The sequence below is a fragment of the Aureimonas frigidaquae genome (assembly GCF_001463905.1).
GTDB lineage: Bacteria > Pseudomonadota > Alphaproteobacteria > Rhizobiales > Rhizobiaceae > Aureimonas > Aureimonas frigidaquae.
Genome location: NZ_BBWR01000002.1, coordinates 125161 through 149487, shown reverse-complemented (window position 1 = coordinate 149487; position 24327 = coordinate 125161). Strand labels below are relative to the sequence as shown.

Genomic DNA, 24327 nt, shown 5'->3' with positions numbered 1-24327 from the left:
ATGCATGGGTCAGGTCCTTTCCCGAGCATCCCCGCTCGCGGATGTGCGTCAACGATCGACGGCAGGTCTCCTGGCTCGCGGATCGAATGTCGCTCATCCGCCTTCCCGTTCCCGTAGGAGCAGTGGCTGCGGCACGAAACGTACCGGCATGGATGAACGGCTTTCCGCTTACAGTTGCGGGGGCAGCCACGGTCTTGGCCCCGAATGGGTCGTCCGCACCGTGTTCCCTATTAATCCCGTCGAACGCTCTCTCCGGGAACCGTCGAGGTGGGTGTTAGCCAGCCGTGTAACGAGCGTCAAGCCTGGCGCGGCGCGGGCACAAGGCCGATCAGCCGTTGAGCTGCCACAGGGCGGCGTTGAGGCTGGTGGCATAGAGAAGCCAGGCAATATAGGGCATGAACAAAAGGCTTGCCCGCCCATCCGTGCGCCGCGCCAGAACGGCGAAGGCGATGGCCGCAGCCACCATAGCGACCACGACGACGAGCGCCACGCCCAACATCTGCGCGCCGAAGAAGATCGGGGTCCAGGCGAAATTCAGCGCCATTTGCAGCCCCCAGACTTTGAGGCTGCGCATGTCCCGCCGCCGCCAGACGAGCCAACCCGCAACCGCAATCAGAATGTAAAGGAGCGTCCAGGCCGGGCCGAAGACCGCGTTGGGCGGGTTGAACCAGGGCTTCTCCAGCCCTTCATACCAGGCGCCGGGCTGGTTCGTCGTTCCGATCAGGAGGCCGCCCCCAAGGGAAATAACCAGAAAGACGACGAGGGATAGCCACTGCTTCATGATCGTGAACTCAACGCTGATGGACGAACAGGCGGGCAAGAATAGGCCACCGCACGAGCAGCGCAACGGGCCGGCTGTCCGAAGAATGATCGCGCGCCATATGGTATGATCCGCACGATCCTCCAGAGACGGGAACTCTCTCGCATGCTCGACGACGTTTCTCATGGCCGGGGCGGATCGCTGCCTCTTCTCGTCTGCCTCCATGCGCTCGGCATGAGCCGGCATTCCTTCGACGGCGTGGCAGAGCGCCTGAGGGGACGGTACGACCTCATGATACCGGACCTGCCGGGCTTCGGAGAGCGCGCAGGCGAAGGCGCGGCAAGCGTCGAGGAGATGGTCCGCGGCGTGCGCGATGCGGTCGCCGCCATTGCGCCTGCGCAATGGGCCATCGTTGGGCACAGCATGGGCGGCAAAATCGCGACCATCCTGGCCGCAGAGGCCAGCCAGGGCAGAATCGAGGGATTGTCCGGCCCGAGCGCCGTAGTCCTTCTGGCGGGCTCGCCCCCCATGCCGGAACCGATGGACGAGGCGCGGCGGCAGGAGATGCTGGCTTCAGTTCGCACGGGACCGCTCGATGCCGCGGCCGCGGCCGAGTTCCTGCAATCCAATACGGCAGAGCCACTGGAGGCGACCGTCCGCCAGCGCGCCCTGGACGATCTTCAGCGCTGCGCGCCCGAAGCCTTCCGCGCCTGGCTGGAGGTCGGGAGCCGGGAGGACTGGTCGGGCTTTGTCGGCACGCTGGATCTGCCGGCGCTCATCCTGGCCGGTGCGGAAGACGGCGATCTCGGGGCCGACGGCCAACGTGCGACGAATATGTGCATCTACCCCAAGGCGCGGCTCGAGATCGTCCCGAACTGTGCGCATATGCTGCCGATGGAGGCGCCCGACCAGGTGGCGGACGCCATCGTGCGGACCGTCCGGTAACCTTGCCTCACGGATTGCCGGCAGGCTGTGCGGGCGGAACGGGCGCCACGGCGCCGGCCTCTGCCAGAACGCTTGTCTGCCGCGCATAGCGCTGTGCCAGCCATGCGCAGGCCAGAAGCTGGATCTGGTGGAACAGCATCAGGGGCAGCACCAGCATGGCGAGGCCCGGCCCGGGTGCGAGGATGCCGGCGATGGGGATGCCGGAGGCGAGGCTTTTCTTCGAGCCGCAGAAGGTAATGGCGATTTCGTCGGCATGCGCGAAACCACAGGCGCGGCTGGTCCACGTGGTGGCCAGGAGGACGATCGTCAGCATGACGATGCTGGCAAGAACGACGATGGCAAGGTCCCCGAGGCCGATCTGCGACCAGACGCCGGCATTCATCCCCTCGCTGAATGCGGCATAGACGACCAGGAGAATCGAGCCGCGATCCACGAAACCGGTGATGCGCTTGTGGCGCGCCAGAAACGCGCCGATCAGCGGACGCGCGATCTGTCCGGCCAGGAAAGGCGCCAGGATCTGCAGGGCGATCTTTTCGATCTGGTCGAATGCGAAGACGCTACCGCCGCCCGACTGCATGAGCAACATGACGAGGATCGGCGTGATCAGAACGCCGACGAGGTTGGACAGGGATGCGCTGGTCAGCGCGGCGGGGACATTGCCGCCCGCGATCGACGTGAAGGCGATGGACGATTGGACCGTCGAGGGCAGGAGGGTCAGGAAAAGGACCCCGGCCACGAGTTGCGGCGGCAGGACCGGCCCCAGAAGATGGCTGGCCAGCAGGCCGAGCAGAGGAAAGAAGGCGAATGTGAACAGGAAGACGAGCCCCTGCAACCGCCAGTGCAGGAGCCCCTGCCACACTGCCGACGGCGACAGCCGGGCGCCATACAGGAAGAAGAGCAGCGCGATCGCCGCGTAGACGACCCATTCGAACAGGGCAGCGGCCTGGCCCCTGACGGGCAGGATGGCAGCGATGGCGACGGCGGCGAGCAGCAGCAGCATTTGCCGGTCGATGGGAAGGCGGGACAGGACAGTGCGCAGCATCGGACAGAACCGTTTGGAGCCGTAATCGGCGGTACGGCTTCATGCGCCTTTCATCACGAAAGCGTCAAGCCCCGACAGGCCGTCTTATGGTTGCGACGGCAAAGGCTGGCGTTTTCGTCACTGCTGCTTATAAACCGTTGACGGTGGAGCGTTCCGATTGTGTGGCGCCCGCCGGAGCGGGGCTTTGCGCAAGCGTGAGTTACTGGGGAAGGGCAGGTGTCATGAGCGTCTGTCGTCGCATCCTGTCCTGGTTTCTGAAGGCTGATGATGCCGCCCATGACGGGATCACGGAAGACCTTCTGTCCTCCACTGCGTCCGGCGTGCCGGTTGTCGCCTTCGGCTTCGTCTGCCTGTCGCTCCAGGTGGCCGTCATGGCCTATCGCGGCGTCGGTCCGACGATCCCCTTGCTCATCCTCGTGTCGCTGGTCTCGACCCTTCGTATGCTGGCCATGCGCCGCGCGGAACGCGGCATGGACAGCGCCGCTGGCGTGGTGGCGACGGGCATCGGATGGGCGGCCGTCGGAGGGCTCGTATCCACCCTGTGCGTCCTGTCATCCGACATCGTGCTGAGCACCGTCGCAGCCCTGACGGTGACGGGGTTTGCCTTCACCGCCGCCTATAACAATGCCGGCATCCCCCGCCTTGCACGGACGCAGATCATGGTGGTCGCCGTACCGTTTCTGGTGGGCTGCGCCATGTCGGCCACGCCCAGCATGAGCATTATGCTCCTTATGGGCCCGATCTGGCTGATCGGGACGCTGCATCTGGTCGGCACCGCGCACCGGACGCTTGCCACGCAGGTGACGACGCGCAACAACAACCATTACCTTGCCCATAATGACGATCTGACGGGCATCGCGAACAGGCCGGCCATCCTGTCGCGGATCGATGCCATCGCGGCGGGCGGTGAGACGGAGGCGACGCCTTTCGTCCTGTATCTGGACCTCGATGGGTTCAAGGGCGTCAACGATACGTTCGGTCATGTCGAGGGCGATCATGTGCTGCGCACGGTGGCCAGGCGCTTTTCGGCCGTGGTCGACAGGCGGGGCCATATCGGCCGGGTCGGCGGTGATGAGTTCATGGTGATTTTGCCCGATCCTGCGGAAGGCGAGGTCGAGCGCATCATTGCCGAGCTGAAAAGCGCCGCCCGCCGGCCGGTTTCCCTGAAAGGCAACCGCCAGGCGCGGATCGGCGTCACGATCGGCAGTGCGCCACTGGGGCCGGGCGGTGCGGATGCGGCCATCGCACTGGCGGATGCGCGGCTCTATATGGGCAAGCGGCGGGTCCGCGAGGGCATGTCCAGCACATGAGGATAGAGTTCCTCGCGGAACACATCGCGCAGACGCCGCAGTTCTGCCACGACATCCGGATGATCGTCCACTCGAATGTCCCAGAGCGGATATTCCTCCTCTGCCACGATATAGACATTGGCCGACCGCTCTCCGGCCTGGTCGCCGCCGGCGTATATCCCCGCGGCCAGCGCGGCGATGAGGCGGTTGACGAGATCATCGCCGACATCCGTCTCGAATGCCGCCAGCATGGCATCGAGCACTTGCGGCCCGGCAAGGCGGTTTCCCTGGACGCTGGCATTGGGCCCGGTCCGATGCCCGGCAAAGGGCAGGCACTGTGATCCCGTGAAGGCGTAGGACCGGCCCTCCTTGTCGACGGCCGCGAACTGGCGTTGCTCGCGCTGCGGATCGTCTTCCAGAACGGTCTTCACCGTTCCTTCGGCTGACACGCTGAGCGACAGGAGCTTGCAACCATCGATGCCGAGATAGGGGTTGACCAGCGCCTGCGTCGCGCAGGCGCCGAAAGCCGGGAAGGCATAGGACAGGAACTTGCCGACGGCCGGCATTTCCGTCGCGGCAGCGACGCCGAATTGGCGGCTGCGCGGGCATTTGGCCACGATGGATAGGGTCATGTGCGTCTCTCCTGCTTGCGGCAGGGGAAGTAGCGCGGCTCGGACCCTTGGGCAGAGTGTATTGTGCGTCGCGCCGGTTCAGGCATAGTCGGCTGTCCACAACCGATGCAGGGGAAAGCCAGGCCATGTGCAATCAATGTGTGATTGACGGCGTGCGGGAGAACATGTTGTCCCGGCGCATGCTTCTGGGTGGCGCGGCGCTCGGCCTTGGTACCGCAACTTCGCTGGCGGTTTCGCCCCGCCGGGCCATGGCGCAGCCCGTCGCCGCATCGGGCAAGGTGGTCGATCTCACCCATGCCTATGACGGCGCTTTTCCGACCTTCGACGGTGTACCCGGCATTGTCTACGAACAGGCCGTGAAGTTCGATGAGAGCGGATACCAGCTCTACAAGCTGACGATCTTCGAACATACGGGCACCCATATCGACGCACCGCTGCATTTCTCAAGCGATGGTTTGAGCGTGGACGCGCTTGCGCCGCAGGATCTCGTCTGTCCGCTCGTCATCGTCGACATCACCGACAAGGCGCGGTCCGACCCGAACGCCACGGTCGAGGCGGCCGATATCGAAGCCTTCATCTCGGCGAACGGCGATATTCCGGCCGGTGCCTGTGTGGCCCTGCGCTCGGGCTGGGCGGCCAAGGTCGGGGAGCCCGCCTTCCGCAACGATCCGCAGGGCCAGTTCGCCTTTCCCGGTTTCGCCACCTCGGCCACCGACCTTCTGGCGCAAATGGATGTCGCCGCCATCGGCGTGGATACGCTGTCGCTGGATCCGGGCAATTCGCAGGATTTTGCGGTTCACAATTCGTGGCTGCCCGGCGGGCGCTACGGCATAGAGGGGCTCGCCAATCTGGAAGAACTGCCGGTCACCGGCGCGACGATCGTCGTCGGCGCGCCGAAACACAAGGGCGGAACCGGCGGGCCGGCGCGGGTGCTGGCGCTCCTTTAGGCGACCGCCGACAAGGGCCGCAGGGCCGCCAGGGTCGCCTCGATCGAGCGGGCCTGTGCCGTTTCGTACAGGTGCGTCTCGTCGATGACGGATCGCCCGAGCGCCTCTTCGAACAGGGTCCTGTTGCCCCGGGCGCCTGCATTGGATTGCGCGTCGGTGCCAAGATTGGACTGGAAGATGCCTGCGGCCGAGACCGGCAGGAAATCCTCATAGACGATGGGGTCGGCGGTGACGAAGCCACAGGCCACGAGCGCGTCCAGGCTCTGCGATGCGCTCGTGCCGGCGCTGCGCACGGCAGCAAGGCCCGCGGCGGTCGGCGCGTAGCGAAAATAGGCAAGGCAGCCGGTGCGCAAGCCGTCCCATGTGTCCGGCAGTGCTTCGAAGACCTGCGTCAGCGTCGCCTCGTAGGTTTGCGCGCCCTGGCCCGACGCGCCGACCGCGGCCGATGCGCGCACTTGGGCGAGAAGCGTGTCGTAGAGCGCGCGGCCGGCGGGCGTCAGGGCAACGCCGCGCTGCTCGATCTCCCCGAACCGCGCCGTGTGACGGCCGGGCACATGGCCCTGTGCTGCGGGAAACAGGATCTCTTCCTCCAGCGCCTTGAAGCTCGTTTGCCGCAGGAGGATCGCGCAGGCGCGCTGCGGCGGGCCTTCGATCACGGCCTTCGGGCTGATCCCCCGTTGCGGCATTGCCCGCTGCACCGCTTCGATATCCAGCGTGCGCGGGGTGAGGTGGTTGATATGCGGGCCCTTGAAGCAGACGATATCGGCGATCAGGCGGTGGGCACTGGCCATCCGCTCGTAGGTTTCATGATCCACCGTTGCCTGCGCATGCCAGCGGAAGGTTTCCAGCGCTTCTGCGACGAAGCGCTCGGCGTCGCCTTCAGCCAGCCCGCCCTGATCCTCGGCCAGGGCGATCAGGCGCAGCGCTTCCGGCGTGAAGATGGCGCGTTTGGACAGGATTTGCTCGGCAGTCGCGCGCAGGCCCTCATCCTCGATCAGGTCGGTGCGCAGGAGCGAGGTGAAGACCCGGAAGGGGTTGTGCGCCAGGGCCGCGTCGTCCACCGGGCGGAAGGCCGTCGAGTGGACGGGAATTCCGGCTACGGCCAGATCGTAATAGCCGACCGGGACCATACCCATCACGGCAAACATGCGCCCCATCTTCCGCAGTTCCTGTGCGGTTCCCAGGCGAATGGCGCCGTGACGCTCATCTGACAGCCGGTCGAGCTCCCCGGCGCGCTCCAGGCGCGCCCGAAGCTCCGGGTCCGCTTTGAGGCACGCGGCGTTCACCTCTTCGACCAGCGCCATGAGGGTACCGTATTGGGGCACCTCCGTCCGGTACATGTCGGACATGGCGCGGGAAAAGCGCGTGCGGATATCGTCTGGCGAAACGAAGTGCGCGAGGGCGGCCACGGAGTTTCCTTCGGTGCGATGCGAATAGGCCGGACTCTGCCCACTGGCCGGCTGCAGAACAAACGACACCTTCTCGCACCGCCATTCCGCTATGGAATGCCGGTGCTTCCATCTGTCGCCCATGCCGGTGCAGGAACGTCAGACGCGCTGCCACGTTCGTTCTGCAACACAGGCGAGGAGCTTTCCATGGCGACGATGACGTTGAGCGATCTTTCCAAGAAGATGGCGGATATCGATTTCTGCATGCTGGTCACACAGGGGCGCGAAGCCGCCCTGACGAGCCGTCCGATGAGCAACAATGGCGATGTGGAGTATGATGGCGACTCCTGGTTCTTCGCCTATGAGGACTCGGCCAAGATCCCGCAGATCGAGGCCAATCCGGACGTGACGCTGACCTTCGCTGGCGCCGGCGGCCTTCTGGGCGGGCCGGGCATCTTCCTGTCGGCCGAAGGCACGGCGGAAATCATCCGCGACAAGGCCGCCTTTGAGGAACACTGGTATAGCGATCTGGAGCGCTGGTTCCCGGACGGCACGGACACTCCCGGGATGGTCATGATCAAGGTCCATGCCGGCCGGATCCGCTATTGGGATGGCGAAGAAGAGGGCTCCGTCACCGTCTGAAGGAAGTCGCGGTTCGGCGCTGCCGTCAGCCGCCGAACCGCGCATTCTCCGGCCGGTGATTGCTCAGGAAGATCGGCACCTGCGTGGCCGGCATGGGACGGCTGAACAGATAGCCCTGGCCGATCGTGCAGCCGCGCTCACGTAAGTAGACGGCCTGTTCGACGGTTTCGATCCCTTCGGCCACGGTTTGCATCTGCAGCCGCTGCGCCATGTCGAGGATCGCGTCGGTCACGGCGCTTGCCTTCGGGTCGGGACCGCCGATCCGGTCGATAAAGGTCTTGTCGATCTTGATGACGTCGACCGGGAACCGCTGAAGGTGCGTCAGAGATGCGTAGCCGGTCCCGAAATCGTCCAGGGCCACGAGCACACCCTCCGCGCGCAGCTCTTCGAGCATGCGCGAGACATCCGGCCCGAGTTGGCCGATCAGCACACCTTCGGTCACCTCAAGGTCCAACGCGCTCAGGGATTGGCCGTACCGGGCGGCGCAGCGTCGAATGCGGTTGGCCAGGGTCTGCTTGCGGAAATCTCCGGCGGACAGGTTGATGGCGACCCGGCCGACATCCAGCCCCGCATCCCGCCAATGCGCCATGTCGGCGAAAACCTGCGCCAGCATCGCATCGGTCAGGCTGACGGTGATCTCCGCATCGCAGAATGCCGCCTCGATGTCGGCCGGGCTCCGGATGCTCCCATCCTCTCCCACCATGCGCAGGAGCGCTTCCCAGCCCATGATGCGCCCGGTCTCGAGCTCCACTTTCGGCTGGTAGTAGGCCAGGATGCGCCGTTCGGCCAAACCACGGCGTGCGGCTGCCAGCATGCCCATGCGCCGTTCCAGGGCAGTGCGCAGGACCGGCGTGTATTCGCGGAATGTTCCCGGGGCATCTGTCTTGGCGTCATAGAGCGCAAGATCGGCGGCGGTCAGGAGCGTATCGGGATCGGTCGCGTCGCGCGGCCATACCGCGATACCCGCCGACACGCTGATCGGGACGATCAGGCTGTCGACGGTGATCGTGTCGGCCAATTGCGCCGCCAGAATATCGACCAGCGGGTGAAAGGCCTGCGCATCGGCAAGGTTCGGCAGGATGACGGCGAACTCGTCGCCGCCGAGCCGCGCCACCGTGCAGGACGGGAGCAGGTGTGCCTGCAGCCGTTCCGACAGGCGTATCAGCACCTCGTCGCCACCGCGGTGGCCCAGCGTATCGTTGATTTCCTTGAAGGAGTTGACGTCCAGGACGATCAGGGCAACGGCGCCGCCGCTGCGCTCCGCCCGGGCAATGGCTTCTCGCAGCCGCCGAAGATAAAGCGCCCGGTTGGGCAGGCGCGTCAAGGGATCGTGGAATGCGGCGCGCTCCAGTTCCGCTTCCGCCTTCTTGCGTTCCGTGATGTCGGCCATGGAGCCGACGATGCGGACCGGCTTGCCGCAGGCATCGCGGATGATGAGGCTGCGGGACCGGACGTGGATATACTCGCCTGACTGCGTCCGGAAGCGGTATTCCTCGCTCCATCGTCGATCGGTTCCACCCAGCGCACGCGCCTGGCTTTCCAGAACACGCGGCAGATCGTCCGGTGCGATACGTGACTGCCACCAGTCGTAATCCGTTCCGCGGTCGAGGTCCGTATATCCGAGGATCTCCCGATACGCGCCGGCCCAACGCTTGAGGCCCTCGGCCACCGACCAGTCCCAGATGATATCGCTCGTCGCACGGCTCGCCAGGCGATAGCGTTCCTCGCTTTCCCGAAGCGCAACCTCCGCCATGACCTGGTCGTGTATGTTCTCCAGGCTGCCATACCAGGCGATCGGATGACCGGCCGCGTCGCGCCGCAATCTGGCGCGCCCGCGAACCCAGACATAGTTTCCATCGGCGGCCCGGATCCGGTGGCGAAAGTCGACCGGTGCGCCCTCGGCCGCCGCTTCCTTCCACAGCCGCTGCATGGGTCCGACGTCGTCCGGGTGAAGGACGCGCAGCCAGCCATCGCCTTTGGCCAACTCTGACGGAAGGCCGACAAGCTGCTCCCATGTGGAGTTGACCTCTGTCACGGCCGCGTCCTTGTCGGCCACCCACAGGACCTGAGCGCTCAACTCCACGAACGCCTGGTGGTGAGCCTGGACGCGTGCGAGCTTGTCCTCCACGTCCCGGCAGGCTGCCTCCGCCGGTCGGTGCCGAGACCTTCGCGACCCGATCCAACCGATCACCGTTCCGGTCAGAAGGCAGAGAACGCACAGCGTCGCCACCATGGCGAGCAGGCGATGATCGACAGCCTCTATGGCCGACGTTTGCGGGCCAGTCATGCTTTCCGTTAGAGCTCCACGATGGTGCGGCCAGCATCATGCTTCGCCCATCATTAACCATCTTAGAACCGTTGGTGGTAGCGTCCAGAGGCGCGCGTCACGACACCGGGGGAGTGTGGTCGATCGGACGCGGCCGACGGTCGGCATCGATGGCGACGAAGGTGAAGACGCCTTCCGTGACCTGTTCGATTTCTTCCCCTTCACGGCTGCGGCGCCAGGCTTCCACATTGATCCGCATGGAGGTGCGTCCGACATGCAGGACGGTCGCATAGAGGCTGACTTCGTCACCGACATAGACGGGCTTGAGGAAACGCATCGCCTCGATGGCGATCGTGGCGCAGCGGCCCCGTGCCCGCCGTGCTGCGGCGGCCCCGGCCGCAAAATCCATCTGCGCCAGGAGCCAACCCCCGAAGATGTCTCCGGCCGGGTTCGTATCGGCCGGCATGGCGATGGTGCGGATGGTCGCTTCGCCCGATGGGGCAGAGGCCGTGGAAGAGACGGGCGCCATGGGCATACTCCTTCAAGGTGACGAACATGAATGCATTCGCCCCCACGCGCCGTGCAGGGCGGGTGGGGGCGGATGCTGGGTGTCATAGGGTTTCAAGCAACAGGCGGCCTGAAACCTATTCCGTGAATACCTCGTCCCGGCTGCGGCGCAAGTTCGGCAAAAGCGAAACGACCAGAAGCAGGACCGCAATCACAAGGAGCGTGGCGGAGATCGGGCTTTCGACGAAGGTCATCATATCGCCCCGGGACATCAACAGCGCGCGGCGGAAGTTTTCTTCCATCAGCCGGCCGAGCACGAAGCCGAGCAGCAGCGGAGCGGGCTCGAAGCCGAGCTTGCTGATGAGGTATCCGACAAAGCCGAAGACGGCGATCATCAGCACCTGGACCGGTTCGGCATTGATCGAGAAGATGCCGATGCAGCAGAACATCAGGATGGCCGGGAACATCAGCTGGTACGGTACCTTCAGGAGCCGGACCCAGACCCCGATCATCGGCAGGTTGATGATGAGCAGCATGAGGTTGCCGATCCACATGGAGGCGATCATGCCCCAGAACAGATCGGGCGAGTTCGTCATCACCAGAGGTCCGGGCACGATGCCATGGATCGTCATGGCCCCGACCATCAGCGCCATGACGGCGTTGGGCGGAATGCCCAGCGTCAGGAGCGGAATGAAGGAGGTTTGCGCCCCGGCATTGTTGGCGCTTTCCGGCCCGGCGACGCCCTCGATGGCGCCCTTGCCGAACCGCCCCGGCTCCTTTGCAAGCTTCTTTTCGAGCGAATAGGCCGCAAAGGGGGCGAGCACTGCGCCGTTGCCCGGAAGAATCCCCAGGATGGAGCCGATCAGCGTACCGCGTGCGATAGGCGCGGCGGACTGGCGCATTTCCGCCAGCCCCGGCAGGAGACGGCCGATGGTCTGGCGGACGATGTCGCGCGTTTCCACATTGTCGAGATTGCGCAGGATCTCGGCAATGCCGAACACGCCCATCGCCAGCACTGCGAAGTCGATCCCGTCATAAAGGAAGTCGAAGCCGAGCGTCATGCGGGACTCGCCCGTTTCGATATCGATGCCGACGGTCGACAGGAGGATGCCCGTCAGGATCATCGCGATCGCCTTGACGATGGAGCCATGTGCCAGCACGACCGCGAAGACAAGCCCCATGACCATCAGCGAGAAATACTCCGCCGGCCCGAAGACGAGCGCCAGGCCCGTCAGCGGCTTGGCAAGTGCGGCGATGGTCAGGGTGGCGACGGTGCCGGCGATGAAGGAGCCGATCGCCGCAATGCCGAGCGCAATGCCCGCACGGCCCTGCTTGGCCATCTGGTGGCCATCCAGCGTGGTGACGACCGCCGTGGCCTCGCCCGGTATGTTGACGAGGATCGCCGTGGTGGAGCCGCCATACTGGGCGCCGTAATAGATGCCGGCCAGCATGATGAGGGCGCCGACGGGATCGAGCCCGAAGGTGATGGGCAGAAGCATGGATATGGTGGCGATGGGGCCGACGCCGGGCAGAATGCCGACGAGCGTGCCGACCATGCAGCCGATCAGGCACAGGCCGATATTCTTCAGCGTGAGCGCAACGGCAAAGCCGAGGCCAAGATTGGTGAGCAGGTCCATCATGGCTCAGATCGTCCCGTCATGCTGTGCGACATCCATGGCGGGCGGCGTCCTGCCGCGCGTCGCTAGAAAGAGGATCGCGGCAGCGGCCAGCAGCACCGCCGACGTGACGCGCAGGGCCGTCTTGTAGGACCAGCCGGCAAAGAGAACTTCCGCGACGGGCCGCGGCAGGATGGGGATGGGCAGGTTCAGCATGTCGCCGAACAGGAGCATGCAGAAGGGCGTCAGGCTGAGCGCCAGGATGGCGAGATCACGGAACCGCGCATGCGGAGAGGCATAGCCGCCCACGATGATGGCGAGCGGGCCCGAAACGACGAGGCCGAGTTCCAGCGTGGTGAAGCGTTCGAAATGCATGGGCCGGATCGTGAAGGCAAAGAGTGCGATGCCGGCCATCACGAAGAGCGGTCCGCGGAGCGACCAAAGGACGGGCTCGGAGTCCGACCCGCGCCGCAGGCCGCTGATCGCCAGCGCCACGCCGCACAGGCCGATCAGGACAGCGACAGCCTGCGGCAGCATGGCCGGCCCCACGGAGCGCAGCGTCCCGCGCGACAGGTCCGATGTCAGCCAGACGGCAAGGGCGGCGAGGGCTATGAGCACCAGCCCGGCGGCGATGTTGCGCGGGTCCGTGCCCGCTTTGGGCCGCGCATGCGGCGTGATAGGACCCCTTGCGGTCGTCATCGATCTCTCTCCCGGATGTGCTGGTCAGTGGCCGCGACCCCTCCCGGTCGGCGCGGCGGCAGGCTCGTGCGCGCAGGTGATCGGCGCGTAAGGCCTCAAGCATCGACGGGCCCGCCCCGGAGTGCGGAGCGGGCCCGATCGGTCAGTCGATGGCAATTCCGCTCTGCGCCAGGAAGGTGGCCCAGCGCTGCGATTCCGACTTCATCATGTCGGCGAATTCCTGCGGCGTATCGCCGACGATTTCCGCGCCTTCCGCCTCGAGCCGCTCCTTGACGGCCGGCTCGGCAAGGGCCTCGACGGTCGCGGTGCGGATCTTGTCGATGATCGGGGCCGGCGTGCCCTTCGGCACCGCAAAGCCGTACCAGGCTGCCGATACGTAATCGGGAAGACCGCTCTCGGCGATGGTCGGCACGTCCGGCAGCGAGGCAACACGGCTTTCGGTCGTTACGGCCAGAGGCACCATGTCGCCACTGTCCATCAGGCCGAGGACCGAGGGCAGGGTGGTGACCATGAAGTCGCCGCGGCCGCCGAGCATGTCGTTCAGCGCGGGGCCGGCGCCCTTGTAGGGCACGTGCACGGCCTCGATCCCGGCCTGTGCCAGGAAGAGCTCGGTGGCCAGGTGGCTTGCCGAACCGTTCCCGGCCGAGCCGTACATCAGCTCGCCCGGGTTTTCCTTGCCGAAGGCGACGAGGTCTGCAAAGCTCTTATAGGGCGAATTCTTCGACACGACGACCACGAGAGGCGACTTGGCGATCAGCGTGACGGGGTCGAATGCGGTCAGCGGATCCAGCTTCATGTTCTTGAACAGATGCGGGTTCACCACCATCGGTCCCTGGTTGGCCATCAGCACCGTGTAGCCATCGGCATCGGAATTGGCGGCCTGCTGCGAGGCGACGTTGCCGCCGGCCGAGCCGTTATTTTCCACGACCATGGATTGGCCGAGCTTCTGACCCACGCCATTGGCGACCAGGCGCGCAATGGCATCGGTACCGCCGCCGGCGGCATAGGGAACGATCAGCTTGACCGGGCGGCTCGGATAATCGTCCGACTGGGCAAAGGCAGCGGGCGCAGAGATGAAGCTTGTCGTCAGGAGCGCCAGGGCGCAGAGAATGCGGCGGGTGATCATGTGGTTTCCTCCCAGAAAATGATTTTGGATGAAGTGTCAGGCGGCGCCGGTTTGCGCGTCGCTCGACAGGATGACATTGCCCTCGAAGATGCGACGGGCGGTTCGGATCAGACTGGCGCGGCGGACCGTGCCGTCCTCTCCCATGACGAGGTCTATGGAAATCTTGCCGCTCGGATGCTCGATCAGGATCGTGCCCGAACCATCGTCTGGCCGGGCGACATCGTGGGCCACGGTTCCGATGGAGCGGGCGGCCACCGCAACGCAGAGGGCGCCCGTGACGGCGTGGGCGCGGTGCGTGCGATGCGGCACCAGGTAGCGCGACGTGATCGTGCCATCGGCGCGCCGCGGCCCGGACAAAAGGCCGATCTTGGGGACGACCATGTTGGATACATCGCCCAGCCCCATGCGACGGCCGGCTTCCCGGCGCATCGCCTCGAGGCGCTGGAACAGATCCCGCTGCAAATCCAGCTCCTCCGGGCGTTCATCGCCTGCAAGACCCAGATCCGCCGCGGCAACGAGCATCATGGGCATGGCATAGTCGACCAGGCTGACCACGATATCGTCGATGATCTCGCGCCGCTCGCCGGTGGGGAAGAGCTGTCCGGTCTTGGATCCGGTCGCATCGAGGAAGGTCAGCTTGATCGGCGCCGCCGAGCCCGGAACGCCGTCGATCTCCGCGCCGCCATCATAAGTCACCGTGCCGCCCGGCGTCTGCACGACGGCATCCACGCTCGTACCGGTGTTGCGGTTGTAGATGCGGACCGTCGTCTCCACGTCGCCCGGCCGCACCAGCCCTGCTTCGATGGCAAAGGGCCCAACCGCCGAAAGCATGTTGCCGCAATTGGGGTTGGTATCGACGACGGGCTGCGTCACGCTGACCTGCGCGAAGAGATATTCCACATCGATGCCGGGGCGCTCCGACGGCGCGATGATGGCGACCTTGCTGGTCAAGGGATCGCCGCCGCCGATGCCGTTGATCTGCAGCGGATCGGGCGAACCCATGATCTCCAGAAGCGCCTTGTCACGCAGCAAGGCATCCGCCGGCAGGTCGCGCTCCAGGATGAACGGACCCCGGGACGTGCCACCGCGCATCAGGACGGCGGGAATGCGGGTCGCAATATGGGCAGTCGAAGTGGCCATGGCTCTTGCGCTCAATGCACCAATAACTTGTATTGATGCACTTACGCCGAATTGATCCGGGCGTGAAATGCAAAGATTTGGCGGACTGTTTCACTATGAGCATCAATTGTGAAGTTCTGGACCTTCGCGCATTCCTGGCGGTGGTGGAGCTGGAAGGCTTCCACAAGGCAGCCGACGCGCTGAACCTGTCGCAACCGGCGCTGACCCGGCGCATCCAGAAGCTGGAGGCGGCCGTCGGCGCCGCGCTTCTGGAGCGAACCACCCGCCGCGTGGCGCCCACCGCCGTCGGGCGTGAACTCGTGCCGCTGGTGCGGCGCATGCTGGACGAGTTCGACCAATCGCTCTTCTCGGTCCGCGAGCTGGGGGAGCGGCAATCGGCCGTCGTGACGATCGCCTGCCTGCCGACGGCGGCCTTCTACTTCCTGCCCCGCGTCATCAAGCGATTTAACGCACAGTTCCCGCAGATCCGGTTCCGCATCCTGGACCTCAGCGCCAATGACGGATTGGCCAGCGTGGCGCGCGGGGAGGTCGAGTTCGGCATCACCCTGTCGGCATCTTCCGATCCGGACCTGCAGTTCACCCCGCTCATGGACGACCCTTTCGTGCTGGCCTGCCGCAAGGACCATCCGCTGGCCGCGACGACGGGTCCCATCCGCTGGTCCGAGCTCGAAGGGCATCGGCTGATTACGGTGGGACGCACGAGCGGCAACCGTACCCTGCTCGATGCCGCGCTGGCCCGCTCGAACCTGCGCCTGCAATGGTTCTATGAGGTGACGCATCTGTCCACCTCACTCGGCCTGGTCGAGGCCGGACTCGGCGTCTCCGTCCTGCCGAGCCTCGCCACCCCGCAGGACGAGCATGCCTACCTGACCACGCGCCCTTTGGTGGAACCGGAGGTTTCGCGCTCGATCGGTGTCGTGCGGCGGAGACAGAGCCGGCTTTCCCCCGCTGCCGGCCACTTCCTGGATATGCTTCTGGGCGAGTGGCAGGACGATGCGGCCATCAATACGGCCCGGCAGATTGCGCCAACCGCGTAGCGCAACCATGCACCCCGATGCGGAGATAACACCTTGGAACCGTTATAAGATAAATATATTGCCTCCCGCGCACCACTTTGCTAGCCGGCTGCGAAACCTTGGATCACGCAGGAGTTACCCGTGCTCGGCACCCTCCATCGCGCTGCCCTCGCAGCGCTCGTCGCCCCCTGTCTTTGGATTGGGCTCTCTTCGCAGGCAGCGGCCGAGCAACGCATCCTGACCGATGTCATCGGACGTGAGGTGACGGTGGACCTGCCGGCCCAGCGCGTCGTGCTCGGCTTCTACTTCGAGGACTACATGGCCGTCGGCGGCGAGGAAGCCTACGATCATGTCGTCGGCCTGTCGCGGGAAGCCTGGGTGGGCAAGGTGCCGGCCAACTGGGCGATGCATCTGGCCCACCGTCCTTCGCTCGGCGACATCGCCGATGTCGGAGAGATCGACGCCCAGACCTTCTCGGTCGAGAAGGTCCTGTCGCTGCAGCCGGATCTCGTTGTCCTGGCCGACTGGCAGTACAAAGCGCTGGGGCTCGATGCGGAGCGTATCGTCGATGCGGGCGTTCCCATCGTCGTCGTGGATTACAATGCCCAGACGGTCGAGCGGCACACGGCCTCGACCCGCATTCTGGGGGCGGTGACTGGCCAGGAAGCCCGCGCTGACGAAATAGCCGACTTTTACGAGGACAGTTTAAAGGACGTTGCGGAGCGCATCGCCCGCAGCGGACAGCCCAAGCCGAAAGTCTATATGGAGTTCGGCAACAAGGGTCCGGCGGAATATTCTTTCACCTATGGCAAGAACATGTGGGGCGCCATGGCGACGGCCGCCGGAGGCGACAACATCGCCGCGCCTTTCGTCGAATGGTGGGGGCCGATCAATCCCGAACAGGTCCTGGCCGCCCGCCCCGATGCGATCTTCATTTCCGGCCGCGAGAACAACGCCAATCCCGCCGCGCTGCCAATGGGGCAGGGCGTTTCGGCAGAAGACGCCCGCGCCAAGCTGGAGGCTTTCGAAACCCGTCCGGGCTGGTCCGAGCTGCCGGCCATCCGCGACGGCCGCCTCTACGGTGTCTATCAAGGCGCCTCGCGCACCCTGTCGGATTTTGCCATGGTGCAGTTCATTGCCAAGCAGCTCTACCCCACGGCATTCGAGGACGTCGATCCCGTGGCCAACTACATGGCCTATTACGCCCGCTACCTTCCCGTCACGCCCGACGGCACCTTCGCCATCGGCGTAAAGGATTGAGCCGCCAGACTCAAACCGGGTCGGCGAAGAGCAACGGCCCGACGCCGCCTTCGCTGCATCGCGACGCGATCGCCGAGCACCGCCGCCGGGAAGGGCGGCGGTGGCGCGCGCTGCTTGTGTTCGGCCTCATCACGGTTTGCTGCCTCGTTCTCGATATCGCCACCGGCCCGTCGCTCCTGCCGCCGGGAGAGGTCGTCCGATCACTGACCCGGCTCGGAACCCGAGCGGAGATGACGGACACCATCGTCTGGCAACTGCGCCTTCCCATGGCGCTGATGGCGCTCAGCGTCGGTGCGGCCCTCGGCGCGGGCGGGGCGCAGATGCAGACGATCCTGAACAATCCCATGGCCAGCCCCTATACGCTGGGCATGGCGGCGGCGGCCGGCTTCGGGGCGGCGCTCGTGCTGGCGGTCGGCGGCTTCGGGCTCGATGCCATGTTCGCCGTGCCGATCGGCGCCTTCGTCTTCGCCATGCTGTCGGCGCTGTTCCTGTTTGCCCTGGCCTCGATGCGCCGCATGCGCGGCGATACGATCATTTTGGGCGGCATCGCGCTTCTGTTCCTGTTCCAATCGCTCCTGTCGCTCGTGCAGTTCCTGTCCTCGCCCGAACTGTCGCAGCAGATCCTCTTCTGGCTGTTCGGCAGCCTGACCAAGGCCACCTGGCCGACCTTCTGGCTGACCACGGGCGTGACGGCGCTGTGCGGTTTCATCCTCATGCGCGATTCCTGGAAGCTCGCTGCGCTCCGGATGGGCGAAAGCCGGGCGTCGAGCCTTGGCGTCGATGTGCGCAGGCTGCGCATGAAGGTGCTTCTACTCGTCGCCGTCATGACGGCGACGGCCACGAGCTTTGTCGGCGTGATCGGCTTCGTCGGGCTTGTCGCCCCCCATATCGCGCGGATGAATGTTGGCGAAGATCAACGTTTCCTTCTACCCATGTCGATGATGTGCGGCGCGCTGATCCTGTCGGCGGCGTCGGTCCTGTCCAAATCCATCGTACCGGGGGCACTCTTTCCCGTTGGCATCGTCACCGCCATCGTCGGCGTGCCGTTCCTTCTGTGGCTCATCTTCGCCCCGCGGGGAACGGACCGATGATCACGCTGGACAATGTCGGCCTGTCGCGCGGGGGCAGCCCCGTCCTGACCGGGGTCACGGCAGCGCTCGAGCCCGGCCAAATTCATGCGGTCATCGGCCCGAACGGCGCCGGAAAGACGACGCTCCTGCGCGCACTCTTCGGCGAGCTGGCGCTGGACAGCGGGCGCATCGACTTCGGGTCGTCCGCCATCCTGCCCGGCAAGGGTGCCGCCGCCGGGCGCAACGCATGGCGGGATGCCATGGCCTATATGCCGCAGGATTGCGGCGCCGACCTGTCCATGTCGGTCCTCGAAGTGGTCGTCCTCGGCCGCTTGCAGCGCCTGCAATTCCACATCGACGACGCCACGCTGGAAGCGGCCATGACATGCCTTGCGGATGCGGGAATCGCGCATCTGGCAGGCCGGGACATCGGGTCCATCAGCGGCGGCCAGCGCCAGATGGCCATGTTCGCGCAGGTTCTCATGCGCGCACCCGCCGCCATGCTCCTGGACGAGCCCGTCAGCGCCCTGGACCTGCGCCACCAGATCGCGCTTCTGAACGTGGTGCGCCGGGAGACGCGGACCAAGAACCTCGTCACCGTGGTCGTCCTGCACGATCTGAACCTTGCCTGCCAATATGCCGACAATCTCCTGATCGTCAGCGGCGGCACGCTGCGTGCATCGGGCCCGCCACAGGAGCTAGCCGATCCTGCGCTGATCGGCTCGGTCTATGGTGTCGATGTGGAAATCCTGCGCGATGCGCGCGGCTCGCCCATCGTCCAACCCTTAAGCGGCACGCACGCACCGGGCTGAGCCTCGGCGCACTCCCGTGCGGGTCATCCAGCCCGTCAGGATGCCTGGCCGGGAAGACGCAAGCTGACCGCAAGACCGCTGAGGCCCGCCGCTTCGATGGTCAGGCCACCGCCATAGAGTTCTGCGAGTTCGCGGGTGATGGGCAGGCCGAAGCCGTGGCCCGGCGTCATTTCGTCCAGCCGCCCGCCGGGGGCGAGCGCCTGTGGTATTTCCCCGGGCGCCAGGCCGGGGCCATCATCCTCGACACGGATGAGGATGTCCGCGCCCTCCCGCCCTGCGCAGATGCTGACCCGCCCTGTCGCGTAGCGGCACGCATTGTCGAGGAGGTTGCCGAGCATCTCGTCGAGATCCTGCGCCTCGACGGCGACGAGCATGCTGGCCGGAACATCCCGCGAAAAGGACAAGCCCCGATCGGCATGGATGCGGCCAAGCACATCGAGAACGCCCTCCACATGCGGTGCGACCGGCGTGGCGACGGCGGCCGGCCCGTCCAGGGCAGCGGCGCGGGCCCGCGCCAGATGATGGCGGATGCGCCTGTCCATCCGCTCGACCAGTGCGAGCGCATCTGTGCCCGAACCTGCCGGCGCACCGCGCAGCGTCAGAGCAAGATCCGCAAGTGGCGTCTTCAAACCATGGGCAAGATTGGCGACATGTTGTCTTGCGCGTACAAGGTTTTGGGCGTTTTCGTTAAGAAGGCGGTTCAATTCCTGGGCGAGGGGTGTCAGTTCCTTCGGCTGATCCTGCGGGACGCTCGACGCGCGGCCGGCGCGCACATCGGACAAAGCAAGAGTGAGCTGCCCAAGCGGCTTGAGGCCAAGGCGGACCACCCCGAACGTCGCCAGAACGAGAACGAGCCCGAGGCCCAGCAGAACCGGCAGAAGCACCGACGCCACATCCCACAGAGGATCGGTGATGGCGCGTGCGGGTGCCGTCACGGTTATGGTGAGGTTACGGCCATCGACGGTGACGGCGAACTGGCGTGTGTGCAGCGCGCGGTCGGACGGGGGCGGCCCGTTCCGCGGCTCAGCCTCGTCGCGCGGCGGCCGTGGTGGTGACGGCCCGTCCAGCGGGCGCGGATCGTCCAGGCCGCGCGGGCGCTGATCGGTGGAGCTGGCGATCGGGCCGGATGGCCCGTCGACGCGCCATGTCCAGCCGGAACGCGGCCGATCGAACGGCGGGGCGATGAAGCCGCCGAGCCTGCCGGGCTCGGACAAATCGGAGCGCAACACCGCGGCGATGGCGAAGGCCTGCGCCTCGAGGCGCTGGTCGATCTGGCCGGTCGTGAAGCGTTGCAGCGTGGCAAGAACGATCAGCGCCGCCACCAAGACGGCACAGCCGATCGACACCGCCGACATGACCGACAGCCGGCCGGCCAGGGATGAGGGCATCCGCATGGCTCAACCCTCAGCCGGTACGAGGCGGTAGCCATGCCCGCGCACGGTCTCGATCATCTCCGCGCCGATCTTGCGGCGCAGGCGGGCGACGATGACTTCGAGCGAATTGGAATCGACATCCGCATCGCCGTCATAGACGCGCTCCAGCAGGTCCATGCGCGGCACGACATGCCCTTTGCGCAGGATCAGGCAGGACAGAACGCGCCACTCCAGACCCGTCAGGCGCAAGGGCAGGCCATCCAGTTCGAAGCCGCCAAGCTGCGCGTCGTAAAGCAGCGGTCCGCAGGCGATGCGACTATCGGCAAGGCCATTTGCGCGGCGCACGAGCGCGCGCAGGCGCATGACGACTTCCTCGCCGCGAAAGGGCTTCATGACGTAATCGTCGGCGCCGGCCTTGAAGCCTTCGACCTTCTCGGACCAGCCATCCCGCGCGGTCAGGATCAGGACCGGCAGGGACCGGCCGGCCTTGCGCCATTGCCGCAGAACTTCGATCCCCGGCACGAGTGGCAGCCCGAGGTCCAGGACGGCGACGTCATAGGTCTCCGTCTCGCCCAGATGCTGGCCGTCCCGCCCATTGTCGGCCACGTCGACGACGAAGTTCTCGCGCCGGAACAGCTCCGCCAGCTTGCCCGCGATCGAGGCATCGTCTTCCACCAGAAGCACTTTCAAGGGATGCGGTCCTTCGCGTTGCAGCGGCACCGTGACGATATGAGACGGTGCCGGGCCAAGGGCAAGCACAGCCTTTGCAAGGGGTACGGGGGCACCGGCCATGGGCCGGCACCCCAGCATTCACCGTCAGTTGGCGGCAGGGGCCGGCGCGGCGGGTGCGGGCGCCGCGGGGGCAGGCGCCGCCGGCGCAGGCTCCGGGCGCTCATGGCGCGCGCCGGGCCCATGGTCGGGGCGCGGCGGGGGCGGCGGCGCCAGCAACACGACGCTGTCATCGGCATGCCGGATGGCAACGGCATGCAGGAAGCCGTGCTCGAAGCGGCCTTGCACCGTCACGCTCTCGCCCGTCTTGACGAGATCGCCGTCCTCTCCCTTGCGCCCCGTTTCGACCAAGGCGCGGGCGGCGCCATCGGTGACGATGAACTTGTTGCCGAAGATTTCCGCAACCTGCCCCTGAACGCCGACCGGCGACATTCCATCGGCCAATTGCGCGATGGCCGTCGGCTGAAGGTCGGCATCGAACGTTGCTGCATCCGCCCGGGTCATGCTCCAGGCCGTGGCCCCGCCGACGGCGCCGAGCATCAGCAGCCCGAGCGCGGCGGCGCCCATCAGCGCGGTTCCGCGCCGGCCCTTCAGCCGGTGCTGCGCCTGGACGGGTTCGGATGCGGGCGATACCCGGTGGGTCTCAGTTTCGTGTTCATTCATGACATGTCTTCCGTGTTGGATTTGCGATGTCACGTTTGTAACGGACCCATCCACGACGCAGCCTGAACCGCCTCGTTCAGCTTCGGTTGGGCTTTTTAAAGCGGGCTTTCGCTCAGTCGATGGCGACGATCATCTCGATCTCGACCGTCATGCGGTTGGGCAGGGATCCCATCCCCACGGCGGAGCGCGCATGCCGCCCGCGATCCCCCAGAACCTCGACCATGAGGTCCGAGAAACCGTTGATCACGACGGGGTGCCCATCGAAATCCGGGGTTGCCCGGACCATGGCCAGCACTTTCACGATCCGGCGCACGCGGGACCAGTCCCCGCCGATGGCATCCTGCAGCGCGCCGAGAAGATTGATCCCCGTCAGCCGCGCATGGCCTTGCGCCGTCGGAATATCCACATCCTGCCCGACGATCCCTTCAGGATAGGTCCCATCCTCCCGGCGCGGCCCCTGACCGGACAGGAAGAGCAGCTTGCCCTCCTGCACATAGGGAACGTAATTGGCGACCGGGACGGGCGCGGAGGGCAGGGTGATTCCCAGGGCCGAAAGACGCTCTTCGACTGACATTCTCGTGTCCTTTTGCATCAGGATTGGTGCCGTGGCAGTTCATCGAGGCGCCAAGGCCGGGTGAAGGCTCAGTACCCGATAGCAGCGCCTGCCGTTGCGCGGCTGTCTATGGCGCCGTAATAGCGGGCCGTTCCGGTGCCGGCCTCGATCTCCCGCAGATCGCGCCCGCCGACCAGGATCCCCGCAGCCTCGCCCCAGATGGTCCAGTCCGGATCGATGCCGACCGTGTAGCCCATGCCGGCCAGGATGCGCAGCGTATCGGGGGACAGGGCGTAAGGCTCCATGTAGACGCGATCCGGAAGCCACTGATGGTGGATACGCGGCGCGTCGATGGCCTCGCTGATATCCATGCCATGGTCGATCACGTTCATGATCGCCGACAGGGTGATGGTGATGATGCGCGAACCGCCGGGGCTGCCGATGACCATGAAGGGCTTGCCATCGCGCGATACGATGGTGGGGCTCATGGAAGAGAGGGGCGATTTGCCGGGTTCGATGGCATTGGCTTCGCCCTGCACCAGGCCGTAGAGGTTCGGCACGCCGGGCTTGGACGTGAAGTCGTCCATCTCGTTGTTCAGCAGAATGCCCGTGCCCTCGGCGACCTTGCCGGTGCCGAAGGAGCCGTTCAGCGTATAGGTCACGGCGACGGCGTTGCCGTCCTTGTCGATGATCGAATAATGCGTCGTCTCGCGTGATTCCGCAGCGCTGGCCGGGGTCAGCTCTTCGCTGACGCCGGCACGGTACGGATCGATCCGCGCCCGGATCTCTTCGGCATAGGCCTTGCTTGTCAGCTTTTCGACGGGGTTTTCCACGAAATCCGGATCGCCAAGGGCCGTGTTGCGATCCACGAAGGCATGGCGCATCGCCTCGACCATCAGCCGCGTGGTCTCGGCCGAGCCATAGCCGAGATAGGAGATCGGGTAGCCTTCGAGCACGTTGAGGATCTCGCAGATCACCAGCCCGCCGGATGATGGCGGCGGCGATGAGACGATGTCGTAGCCACGATAGTTGCAGGCGACCGGCTCCAGTTCCCGCACCGCGTAATCTTCAAAATCCGACTTGGCGAGAATGCCGCCATTCGCCTCGCTCGCCTTGACGATCAGATCGGCAATCTCACCCTGGTAGAAGGCGTCGGCGCCCCGATCGGATATGGCCTGCAGCGATCCTGCAAGATCGGACTGCACGAGGCGCGCGCCAAGGCTCAAGGGTTCGCCGTCCTTCAGGAAGATGCGCGACGCAGCCGGGTCCTTTGCCAGCATGTCGTTGCCGTCGGTGAACGAGGCGATATCGCCGGGCTCCAGCACGAAACCGTCGCGGGCCAGGGCGATGGCGGGTGCAATCAGCCGATCCCGGCCAAGCGTGCCATACTTCTCGCGCGCCATCTCGAAGCCGGCGACCGAGCCCGGAACGCCAATTGCAAGATAAGTGTCCGTGCTGGCGCCCGGCACGGGCTCACCGGCCGCGTCGAGATACATGTCCCGCGTGGCGGCCTTGGGCGCGCGTTCGCGAAAATCCAGAAAGGTGCTGGTTCCATCCGCCAGCCGGATGGTCATGAAACCACCGCCGCCGAGATTGCCTGCCGTCGGATAGACGACAGCCAGGGCATAACCGACCGCGACAGCCGCATCCACCGCGTTGCCACCATCACGCAGCACATCGACCCCGATCCGGGATGCCAGATGCTGGGCCGTAACGACCATCCCGTCATTGCCTTCCACCGGCGCCGGCGAAGCCGCAAAGGCGAAAGGCGGGCCGCTCATGGCGACGGACAGGCCGGCAATCAGAAGAATGGTTCTGCGCTCGATCCTCATTCTTCACTCCCGGTTGCATC

23 protein-coding genes and 1 riboswitch are annotated in these 24327 nt (G+C 65.7%); of the genes, 8 read left to right on the top strand and 15 right to left on the bottom strand.

Features of this window, described 5'->3' with window-relative positions; all coding sequences use genetic code 11:
- Positions 1-43 precede the first annotated feature (43 nt).
- A riboswitch (cobalamin riboswitch) is annotated at positions 44-279 on the bottom strand.
- 49 nt (positions 280-328) lie between these two features.
- A complete protein-coding gene (locus tag AUL30_RS00720; protein ID WP_062225800.1) occupies positions 329-781 on the bottom strand; it encodes a TspO/MBR family protein in 453 nt (150 codons plus the stop codon).
- 144 nt (positions 782-925) lie between these two features.
- Between AUL30_RS00720 and AUL30_RS00715 the strand changes: the two genes are divergently transcribed.
- Positions 926-1705, top strand: coding sequence for an alpha/beta fold hydrolase (locus AUL30_RS00715; protein ID WP_062225798.1), 780 nt, complete (start codon positions 926-928; stop codon positions 1703-1705).
- A 7-nt stretch (positions 1706-1712) separates the two neighbouring features.
- Here AUL30_RS00715 and AUL30_RS00710 read toward each other — a convergent pair whose 3' ends face one another.
- The gene (locus AUL30_RS00710) at positions 1713-2732 is read right to left on the bottom strand and encodes a bile acid:sodium symporter family protein (protein WP_407638258.1); all 1020 of its coding nucleotides are present in this window, start codon (positions 2730-2732) and stop codon (positions 1713-1715) included.
- A gap of 236 nt (positions 2733-2968) precedes the next feature.
- Here AUL30_RS00710 and AUL30_RS00705 point away from each other — a divergent pair, with 236 nt between their 5' ends.
- Positions 2969-4057: a GGDEF domain-containing protein gene (locus AUL30_RS00705; RefSeq protein WP_062225795.1), complete on the top strand. Its 1089-nt coding sequence runs from the start codon at positions 2969-2971 to the stop codon at positions 4055-4057.
- Here the strand turns inward: AUL30_RS00705 and AUL30_RS00700 are convergent.
- The gene (locus tag AUL30_RS00700; protein ID WP_062225794.1) at positions 4012-4668 is read right to left on the bottom strand and encodes a DUF1028 domain-containing protein; all 657 of its coding nucleotides are present in this window, start codon (positions 4666-4668) and stop codon (positions 4012-4014) included. The genes AUL30_RS00705 and AUL30_RS00700 overlap by 46 nt on opposite strands.
- Positions 4669-4793: 125 nt before the next feature.
- Here AUL30_RS00700 and AUL30_RS00695 point away from each other — a divergent pair, with 125 nt between their 5' ends.
- Positions 4794-5615 (top strand): cyclase family protein, encoded by an 822-nt coding sequence (locus tag AUL30_RS00695; protein ID WP_062225793.1) that lies wholly within the window; start codon positions 4794-4796, stop codon positions 5613-5615.
- On the opposite strand, the gene hglS is transcribed toward AUL30_RS00695, so the two are convergent.
- Positions 5612-7024, bottom strand: coding sequence for a 2-oxoadipate dioxygenase/decarboxylase HglS (hglS, locus tag AUL30_RS00690; protein WP_062226477.1), 1413 nt, complete (start codon positions 7022-7024; stop codon positions 5612-5614). The two genes, AUL30_RS00695 and hglS, sit on opposite strands and share 4 nt — an antisense overlap.
- Before the next feature lie 186 nt (positions 7025-7210).
- Between hglS and AUL30_RS00685 the strand changes: the two genes are divergently transcribed.
- Positions 7211-7645 carry a pyridoxamine 5'-phosphate oxidase family protein gene (locus tag AUL30_RS00685; RefSeq protein ID WP_062225792.1) on the top strand — a complete coding sequence of 145 codons (435 nt, stop codon included), beginning with the start codon at positions 7211-7213 and terminating at the stop codon, positions 7643-7645.
- Positions 7646-7670: 25 nt separating this feature from the next.
- Here the strand turns inward: AUL30_RS00685 and AUL30_RS00680 are convergent, their stop codons facing one another.
- From AUL30_RS00680 to AUL30_RS00655, 6 genes are all read right to left on the bottom strand, one after another.
- A complete protein-coding gene (locus tag AUL30_RS00680; protein ID WP_062225791.1) occupies positions 7671-9932 on the bottom strand; it encodes a putative bifunctional diguanylate cyclase/phosphodiesterase in 2262 nt (753 codons plus the stop codon).
- A gap of 97 nt (positions 9933-10029) precedes the next feature.
- On the bottom strand, positions 10030-10440 hold the full coding sequence (locus AUL30_RS00675) for an acyl-CoA thioesterase (protein ID WP_062225790.1): 411 nt from the start codon (positions 10438-10440) through the stop codon (positions 10030-10032).
- Between the two features lie 115 nt (positions 10441-10555).
- Positions 10556-12058, bottom strand: a complete 1503-nt coding sequence (locus tag AUL30_RS00670) for a tripartite tricarboxylate transporter permease (protein WP_062225789.1) — start codon at positions 12056-12058, stop codon at positions 10556-10558.
- A 3-nt stretch (positions 12059-12061) separates the two neighbouring features.
- A complete protein-coding gene (locus tag AUL30_RS00665) occupies positions 12062-12733 on the bottom strand; it encodes a tripartite tricarboxylate transporter TctB family protein (RefSeq protein WP_062225787.1) in 672 nt (223 codons plus the stop codon).
- Between the two features lie 142 nt (positions 12734-12875).
- Positions 12876-13859 carry a Bug family tripartite tricarboxylate transporter substrate binding protein gene (locus AUL30_RS00660; RefSeq protein ID WP_062225785.1) on the bottom strand — a complete coding sequence of 328 codons (984 nt, stop codon included), beginning with the start codon at positions 13857-13859 and terminating at the stop codon, positions 12876-12878.
- A 36-nt stretch (positions 13860-13895) separates the two neighbouring features.
- Positions 13896-14999: a 4-oxalomesaconate tautomerase gene (locus AUL30_RS00655; protein WP_062225783.1), complete on the bottom strand. Its 1104-nt coding sequence runs from the start codon at positions 14997-14999 to the stop codon at positions 13896-13898.
- Positions 15000-15094: 95 nt separating this feature from the next.
- Between AUL30_RS00655 and AUL30_RS00650 the strand changes: the two genes are divergently transcribed.
- From AUL30_RS00650 to AUL30_RS00635, 4 genes are all read left to right on the top strand, one after another.
- Complete coding sequence (locus AUL30_RS00650; protein WP_062225781.1) at positions 15095-16036, top strand: LysR family transcriptional regulator; 942 nt, start codon at positions 15095-15097, stop codon at positions 16034-16036.
- A gap of 120 nt (positions 16037-16156) precedes the next feature.
- Positions 16157-17275: an ABC transporter substrate-binding protein gene (locus AUL30_RS00645; protein WP_062225780.1), complete on the top strand. Its 1119-nt coding sequence runs from the start codon at positions 16157-16159 to the stop codon at positions 17273-17275.
- Positions 17276-17328: 53 nt separating this feature from the next.
- Complete coding sequence (locus AUL30_RS00640; RefSeq protein ID WP_407638257.1) at positions 17329-18366, top strand: FecCD family ABC transporter permease; 1038 nt, start codon at positions 17329-17331, stop codon at positions 18364-18366.
- Positions 18363-19157: an ABC transporter ATP-binding protein gene (locus AUL30_RS00635; RefSeq protein WP_062225776.1), complete on the top strand. Its 795-nt coding sequence runs from the start codon at positions 18363-18365 to the stop codon at positions 19155-19157. The genes AUL30_RS00640 and AUL30_RS00635 overlap by 4 nt, the downstream gene beginning before the upstream one ends.
- A gap of 35 nt (positions 19158-19192) precedes the next feature.
- Here the strand turns inward: AUL30_RS00635 and AUL30_RS00630 are convergent, their stop codons facing one another.
- From AUL30_RS00630 to ggt, 5 genes are all read right to left on the bottom strand, one after another.
- The gene (locus AUL30_RS00630; RefSeq protein WP_083507580.1) at positions 19193-20551 is read right to left on the bottom strand and encodes a sensor histidine kinase; all 1359 of its coding nucleotides are present in this window, start codon (positions 20549-20551) and stop codon (positions 19193-19195) included.
- A gap of 3 nt (positions 20552-20554) precedes the next feature.
- Positions 20555-21220: a response regulator gene (locus AUL30_RS00625; protein ID WP_062226476.1), complete on the bottom strand. Its 666-nt coding sequence runs from the start codon at positions 21218-21220 to the stop codon at positions 20555-20557.
- Between the two features lie 126 nt (positions 21221-21346).
- Positions 21347-21922: a hypothetical protein gene (locus AUL30_RS00620; protein ID WP_062225773.1), complete on the bottom strand. Its 576-nt coding sequence runs from the start codon at positions 21920-21922 to the stop codon at positions 21347-21349.
- A 112-nt stretch (positions 21923-22034) separates the two neighbouring features.
- Positions 22035-22496 (bottom strand): RidA family protein, encoded by a 462-nt coding sequence (locus AUL30_RS00615; RefSeq protein WP_083507579.1) that lies wholly within the window; start codon positions 22494-22496, stop codon positions 22035-22037.
- Between the two features lie 68 nt (positions 22497-22564).
- Positions 22565-24256, bottom strand: coding sequence for a gamma-glutamyltransferase (gene ggt / locus AUL30_RS00610; RefSeq protein ID WP_407638256.1), 1692 nt, complete (start codon positions 24254-24256; stop codon positions 22565-22567).
- Positions 24257-24327 lie beyond the last annotated feature (71 nt).